Source organism: Microvirga arvi (genome assembly GCF_016892765.1).
GTDB lineage: Bacteria > Pseudomonadota > Alphaproteobacteria > Rhizobiales > Beijerinckiaceae > Microvirga > Microvirga arvi.
Genome location: NZ_JAFEMD010000117.1, coordinates 1 through 7,590, shown reverse-complemented (window position 1 = coordinate 7,590; position 7,590 = coordinate 1). Strand labels below are relative to the sequence as shown.

Here is a 7,590-nt window from a genome sequence, read left to right as displayed (position 1 = left end):
CGCTTGAACAGAGACACGGGAGCGGATCCTTGATGAACCGCTCCTCGCTATACGGCCGAGGTTAATGCAACGGTGCCGTTCGTGTGGGACATTGCCCGCGGGATCCAGGTTGCCCCTGCGGCAAGGGTTCGGGACGTCTAACTTGACCCAAGCCTGCGTTCGCACCCACGCAGAGGAGGTTTAAGCGAGCAGAGAACGATACCGACCTGACCGGCGTGCCGTGGCACCCTGGAGCGATGGGAAATCCTCGAGATACGTTAAGGCAAGCCTTGCGGCTCACGCACGAAGCTAAGACTGAGGAAGGCCCACGACAAACACTGGGGAATGCGGTGGCCAATCCGCGGATGAGAGCTTGATCAATCGTCGTCCGATCAGGCGCCGCGGCACACCCGTCAGGTCGCTTTATCTTGCGCCGCCTCGCAACCGGCGACAGGATCCTATGCTGACGTCTCGGAATGACGGTCATAAGAACGTATAATTGGGCACAGATCTTGCGCTGACCCCAGCTCGAGCAGGCGAACGTCACGGTTCTCGATCTGACCAAGCTCAAGGCCGGTGACGCCCTCAATCACGGCAAGTTCGCCGAGAGCCCCGAGGTCGTGCAACTCATCGGCAAGCGCCTGGCCGAGGGGCAGACGGTGACCGACTCCAGGGTCGGGCTGGGCGACCGCATCATCCACGTCACCGCCGGTGCGGCCACCGCCGTCGGAACGGCGGCTGGCTTGGCCGTGTCCACGCCCCTGGCGGTGGTCGACCCCCGGACGCGGCAGTCCCTCGGCGGTCACGTGGACAACCTGGGCCGATCCATCTCCGAGACGGTCGCCCCGTGACATACCATCAGCCTGGAGAGGAAGCGTGCTGCCGTCGCTGGCGTTACAGCAAGATCCTACGACCGCAAGACCGCGCTGTCAGTTGACCGGGCCGGAGTGGCTGATCGGTGGCAGTTCGTCTCCGGATGGAGCCAACCCCTGCGATCGCATCACCATCACGGTGATGAACCAGAGCACGACGCCGACGGCCAGCAGAACGCCGGCAATCGCATATTGCACGGATGGGCGACCGGTCCAGGGCCCAACCAGGAAGGCACAGCAGACCGCACCAAGGACCGGCAGGATCGTCGGTGCCCGGAAATGCTCGTGATCGACCGTGTTCTTCCGCAACACGAGGACCGCGATGTTGACGATGGTGAAGACGCCAAGAAGCAGCAGCGCGGTTGTGCCGCCGAGCGCCGGCACGGCACCGACGAAGGTGATCAGTCCGAAGGCCAGGAGCGAGGTGAAAGCAATCGCGATGTAAGGCGTGCGCCGGCCACGATGCACCCGGCCAAGGATAGGCGGAAGCACGCCCTCACGGCTCATGCCATAGACGAGACGGCTGGCCATCAGCATGTTGATCAGCGCCGAATTGGCGACCGCAAACATTGTGATGATGCCGAAGATGCCAAGCGGGAAGCCCGGCGCGCCGGCCGAAACCACCTTCAGAAGCGGCGTCTCGCCCTCACCCAGTTCGGCTGCCGGTACGAGCGTAATCGCCGAGATCGATACGAGAACATAGATGAGGCCGGTAACGAGGAGACCGGTCAGCAGCACCTTCGGGAAGATCTTCGAGGGGTCCTTGCACTCTTCGGCCATGTTCACGGAGTCCTCGAAGCCCACCATGGCGAAGAAGGCGAGCGTCGTTGCCGCAATCACGGACCAGAACACGCCGCGGTCGCCCGCCGGCTCGAAGGTCAGGACACGGGAGACATCGCCCTGCCCGGCGCCAATCGCCCAGAAGCCGATCACGATGATGATGAGCAACCCGGTGAGCTCGATGCAGGTCAGCACCACGTTGGCTTTCACGCTCTCGCCAACGCCGCGGAAGTTGACAATCGCGACGAGTGCCATGAACAGGAGGCCTGTGAGCGTGATGCCGAAGCTTTCAAGCCCAAGGCCGAAGCCAGACGAGAAGTTGGCCGCAAACGCCCTTGAGGCGGTTGAGGCCGACGTGATGCCCGAGCACATCACCGCAAAGGCCACGAGGAAGGTGACGAAGTGAATACCAAAAGCCTTGTGGGTGTAGAGGGCGGCGCCTGCGGCTTTGGGATACTTGGTGACAAGTTCGAGATAGCTGAAGGCAGTGATGAGCGCGACGACGAAGGCCACCAGGAAGGGCAGCCAGACGACCCCGCCAACCTGCTTCGCCACCTGCCCGGTGAGCGCGTAGATGCCGGTGCCGAGAATGTCGCCAACGATGAAGAGGAGCAGAAGCCCCGGTCCCATCACCCGATGGAGGCTGAGTTCAAGTTCAACCTTGGCGGCTGCGCCGCTGCCTGTCGCCAGATCGCTCATCGGAACAATCCTCCTGACGCAGGATCAATGGCCCAGCCTGCAAAACCGTTCCAGCAAGGCTGGTGTTCCCTGGCGCAGTCACTTCCACCAAGGCATCCGCAAACAAGGCATGACGAGGCAAGTTGATCTGCTGAACTGGCGCGGGCGCGATCTGCACCGCGAAATGTCCGGCAAGGGTCACGGACTGCCTATCAGCTTGGCCGTGCGAAGGTCCGCTTTTCGCTCCTGACTTGCCCTCCCCTCTCTTGCTGTCGTGACTGCCCAGCGGGCAGCTCACTGCCTCCTGCCCTCCCCTGATCATCACAGCAGAAGCAGTGTGAATTTTAGCGAGGCTTCCCTCACTCAAGGTCTCCAAAACCAGCCTCTCGAAAGGTAATCGGGGCATTCTTGGGGGCGCCCGACCTTAGGCTTGGGCCACGAGAGTAGCGAGGGTGGTCCCGTCATCTAGGGGAGCGCGCAAGGTTTGTGCAATAAACCTCGGTAAACCGGACAAAGCGGGAACATAGAAGGTGATGGGCAGGGGCGGCCGCCGCCCTCCCCGTTCACTCTGTGGACAGCGGCCAAACAGGATTCGGCGCCCCGCTCTCATCAATCCCATAATCCCGTCCCAGACCCCGGCCTCCCTTCAATTATCAAGCCGGGGCCATGTAGGGGCGTACAATGGCACAACGTGGCTTGCTGACTGAGGATGAACGTCAACTACTGTTCGGTGTGCCTCGGCAGCAACACCTGATCATCAAGCACTGTACCCTCAGCCAAGACGACCTTGACATGGTGTTGCGCAAGCGCGGTGCCCGCAACCAGCTCGGGTTTGCAGTGCAACTCTGTCTGCTGCGGTATCCCGGGTTTGGGCTGCGCCTCAACGAGGCTCCTCCGCGAGAGATGCTCACCTTCCTGGCACGCCAGCTTCAGGTCTCACCTCACGTCTTCGAGGACTACAGCCGGCGGCCGCAAACCCGGCTCGATCATGCCGCCGAATTGATGGCCCGCCTGAACTTGCGGCCCGCAATGCAGGAGGATTGGCCGCTCATGCTGAGTGTTGCGGCGGAAGCAGCCTGGGCAACGGACAATGGGGTCGAGATTGTTCAGGCGGTCCTCGACTGGTTGCGTACTCATCGGATCATCCTGCCAGCGCCCAACAGGCTGGAGCGGCTTGCCCGTGCCGGCCGAGCTCTGGCCCGCAGGCGTGCTGCCGAGGCGCTTCTCGCGCCTTTGACAGAGGATCAGCTCAAGGCGATCGATGCCCTGCTGGTGAATGACGCCACACTCAAGCGCACTCCCCTCGCCTGGCTACGTGATATCGCCGAAGCACCCAATTCCTCCAACATGACGGCGCTTCTTGAGCGACTGACCTATGTTCGATCTCTCCACATCAGTCCCGGGATCGTGAGCCGGGTCCACGAACGCCGTTTTCAGCAGTTCGTGCGCGAGGGATCTGTTGCTCCAGCCTTCCTGCTCGACGAATACGGCGTGCGCCGGCGTCGGGCGACGCTCGTGGCGCAGATCATTGAACTCGAGGCTAAACTGGCCGACGCTGCCATCGCGATGTTCGATCGGCTGGTGGGTAGCCTCTTCACCCGTGCTCGCCGACGCCAGGAGCGCGCCTATCAGACCACAGGTCGTGATGTCAGTCGCCTGATGCGCCTGTTCCACTCGACCATCACGGCGCTGAGCACGGCCCGCGCTACATGCGGCGACCCGTTCGAGATCATTGATGAGGAAATCGGCTGGAGCCGCCTGATCAAAGTCCAGCCGCAGGTTGAGGAGTTGGCTCAACTCGCTGACGGCGATACACTTGTCATGGCGGCCGCGAAGTTCATGACGGTACGCCGCTTTGCCCTGCCCTTTCTGGAAGCCTTCACCTTACGCAGCACCAGCCGGCTCAACCCTGTCCTTGCGGCGCTCAACGTGGTCCGGGACAGCCTCCGCTCCCGTCGTCGGGAGTTGCCCCAGAAGCCTCCTATGTCGTTCCTTCCGAAGACCTGGCAGCAGTTGATCATGGAAACGGGCCAACCGGACCGGCGGCTGTATGAGACGGCCGTGTTCGCCGTGCTGCGGGATCGACTGCGCTCTGGCGACATCTGGGTCGAGGGCACACGCAACTACCAGCGCTTTGACACCTATCTGCTGCCTCCGGCCTCTGCCCTGTCAGCGATTGCCGACTTGAAAGCTCCGGATGATGCGGATGCGTATCTTGCTGAGCGAAGCCAGCTTCTCGAGTGGCGGCTGAAGCGGTTCGCCCGAGGGCTGAGCAAGAACGCCGTCCCGGGCGTCTCCCTGCGTGGCGAGGAACTGCATGTGACCCCATTGCGGGCCCTCACGCCTCCAGAAGCGGATCGGCTTGACCGCGATCTCGACCTGCTGATGCCGAATATCCGCATTACCGAGCTGCTGAACGAGGTCGCGCAGGCAACCGGCTTTGCGCGCTGCTTTACCGATCTGCGCGACGGCAGGCCGGCCGATGATGTGACGGCTGTTCTGGCAGCGGTGCTGGCCGATGCGACCAATCTGGGCATTGAGAGGATGGCGGATGCCTCTCAGGGCGTGACCAAGGCTCAACTGACCTGGGTGCACTCCTGGTATCTGCGGGAAGAAACCTACAAGGCAGCTCTCGGCGCCATCGTCGATGCGCACCAACGTCTCCCGCTGGCAGCCCTCTGGGGCGACGGGAGCACGTCGTCCTCAGACGGGCAGTTCTTCCGCACCGGGCGCAGGAGTGCCGGAGCCGGCGAGGTCAACGCGAAGTATGGCTCGGATCCTGGTGTGAAGTTCTACACCCACCTGTCGGATCAGTAGGGCCCTTTCCACACCAAGGTGATCTCGGCCACCACGAGCGAGGCGCCGCATGTTCTGGATGGCTTGCTGCACCACGGAACCAAATTGTCGATCCATGAGCACTACACGGACACGGGCGGCGCCACCGACCACGTCTTTGGTCTGTGCCATCTGCTCGGCTTCCGGTTTGTGCCCCGCCTGCGGGATCTGAAGGATCGGCGGCTGGCTACCATGGCGGGCCTGGAGGTGCCGAGCAGCCTCCAGCCATTGATGGGCCGCCCAATCCGCGCCGACGTGGTGCGCCAAGGCTGGGACGAGGTGCTGCATCTGGCCGCTTCCCTCAAAGCTGGCACCGTTGCTCCCTCGGTGATGCTCAAGAAGCTGAGTGCCTACAAGCGCCAGAACCGGGTGCATCTCGCTCTCCAGGAGATCGGGAGGATCGAGCGGAGCCTGTTCACGCTCGACTGGCTGGAGAGTCCGGACCTGCGGCGGCGCTGCCATGTCGGCCTCAACAAGGGCGAGGCCCGCAATTCCATGGCTCAGGCAATCTTTGCCCATAAGCAGGGCCGGATCACGGATCGGACGTTCGAGAACCAGAGCTACCGGGCTTCGGGACTCAATCTGGTGATCGCTGCAATCGTGTACTGGAACACGCTCTACATGGGTCGAGCGGTGGAGCATCTGCGATCTCAAGGCCGGATCGTGCCGGATGAGCTTCTCACGCACGTCGCGCCACTGGGCTGGCGACACATCAGCCTGACCGGTGATTACCTCTGGCAGCATGCTGCTACTGGGGCCGGCCAGCAGCGTCCGCTCCGCAATGTCCGCCACCGAGACGCCGCCTGAGGGATGTTCACGCTTCGTCCAAGATACCGAGGTTTATTGCACAAACCTTGCGCGCTCCCCAGGAGCACGACGCCCAGGATCGATGCGCCAAGGAAGTAGATCCAGCTCTGCCTGAAGATTCCCAGCATGCGAGGGAGTAAGCGAGGGCCGCGCATCCCGTCCTCCGTTGATGACCGCTTCGGGTTCAACTGAACCCCGGCAGAAAAGTCCCAATGCTGCTTGTGTTTTGGGACGAGGCCAATGGACCGCACGCCAGTCGACTTCGGCCTTGAGCGGCCCAGATGTTATTTTTATGGGCTGTGCCCTTGCATCTTGGCTTCCATGTCAACCATATTGGGCGATATCGCCCCAGTTTCGGAGTTTTGCGCGCGCTCCCCACCCGGAAGGAGACCACCCAAACCATGTCCAGTGGCATGCCCCTCCTGGCCATCGTCGCCCTTCCTTTCATCGGGAGCCTCGTTGCCGTCTTCCTGCGCCAGGATGCCCGCAATGGCGCTGCCGTCCTCGCCGGCACGATAGCCCTGTGCGCCACCGCCCTGACGGCTCTCCAGTATCCCGCCGTTCATCGCGGCGCCGTTCTGCGCACTGGCATCGAGTGGATACCAACGCTTGGCCTCAACTTCACCTTGCGCATGGACGGCTTCACCTGGCTGTTCACCATGCTGGTCACCGGCATCGGCTTCCTGGTGGCGCTCTACGCCCGCTACTACATGTCGCCCTCCGATCCGGTGCCGCGCTTCTTCGCCTTCCTGCTTGCCTTCATGGGCGCCATGCTGGGCATCGTGCTCTCCGGCAACCTGATCCAGCTCGTCTTCTTCTGGGAGCTGACCAGCGTCTTCTCGTTCCTGCTCATCGGCTACTGGCATCACAATGCCGCCGCGCGCGATGGCGCGCGCATGGCGCTGACCGTCACGGCCACCGGTGGGCTGTGCCTGCTCGTCGGCGTCCTGCTGATCGGCCACATCGTTGGCAGCTACGATCTCGATGAGGTACTGGCCTCGGGCAACCAAGTCCGCACCAGCAGCCTCTACCTGCCGACCCTGATCCTGGTCCTGCTGGGAGCCCTGACCAAGAGCGCCCAGTTTCCGTTCCACTTCTGGCTGCCGCACGCCATGGCCGCGCCGACGCCGGTCTCGGCCTATCTCCACTCGGCCACCATGGTGAAGGCGGGTGTTTTCCTGCTCACCCTGCTCTGGCCGGTGCTGTCCGGCACGGAAGCGTGGTTCTACATCGTGGTGTCGGCCGGGCTCTGCACGCTGCTCCTGGGATCCTATGCGGCCATCTTCCAGCAGGACCTGAAGGGCCTGCTGGCCTATTCCACCATCAGCCATCTCGGCCTGATCACGCTCCTGCTCGGTCTTAGCAGCCCGCTCGCCGCCGTGGCGGCTATCTTCCACACGATCAATCACGCGACCTTCAAGGCATCGCTGTTCATGGCTGCCGGCATCATCGACCACGAGTCCGGCACGCGCGACATCCGGCGCCTGAGCGGGCTGTTCCGGTTCATGCCCATCACCGCCACCCTGGCGATGGTCGCGGCCGCCGCCATGGCCGGCGTGCCTCTGCTCAACGGCTTCCTGTCCAAGGAAATGTTCTTTGCCGAGGCGGCCGCCTTCCACGTCGACTCCCTGCTCGATCA

The 7,590-nt window shown here is 62.9% G+C and carries 2 protein-coding genes and 2 pseudogenes; 3 read left to right on the top strand and 1 reads right to left on the bottom strand.

Going from position 1 to position 7,590, the window contains the following annotated elements:
- Positions 1-503: 503 nt before the first annotated feature.
- A pseudogene (locus ILT44_RS29335) lies at positions 504-830 on the top strand (alpha/beta hydrolase); the annotation flags it as partial.
- Positions 831-908: 78 nt separating this feature from the next.
- On the opposite strand, the gene ILT44_RS29330 reads toward ILT44_RS29335, so the two are convergent.
- Positions 909-2,330, bottom strand: a complete 1,422-nt coding sequence (locus ILT44_RS29330) for an APC family permease (protein WP_204243142.1) — start codon at positions 2,328-2,330, stop codon at positions 909-911.
- A 660-nt stretch (positions 2,331-2,990) separates the two neighbouring features.
- Here ILT44_RS29330 and ILT44_RS29325 point away from each other — a divergent pair.
- Positions 2,991-5,951 (top strand): annotated as a pseudogene (locus ILT44_RS29325) (Tn3 family transposase).
- A 401-nt stretch (positions 5,952-6,352) separates the two neighbouring features.
- The coding region (locus ILT44_RS29320; RefSeq protein ID WP_305070728.1) for a proton-conducting transporter transmembrane domain-containing protein at positions 6,353-7,590 on the top strand (1,238 nt) is incomplete at its 3' end.

Coding starts and splice junctions, on each gene's coding strand:
- ILT44_RS29330 (WP_204243142.1), bottom strand. CDS start 2,330: ATGAGCGATCTGGCGACAGGCAGCGGCGCAGCCGCCAAGGTTGAACTT.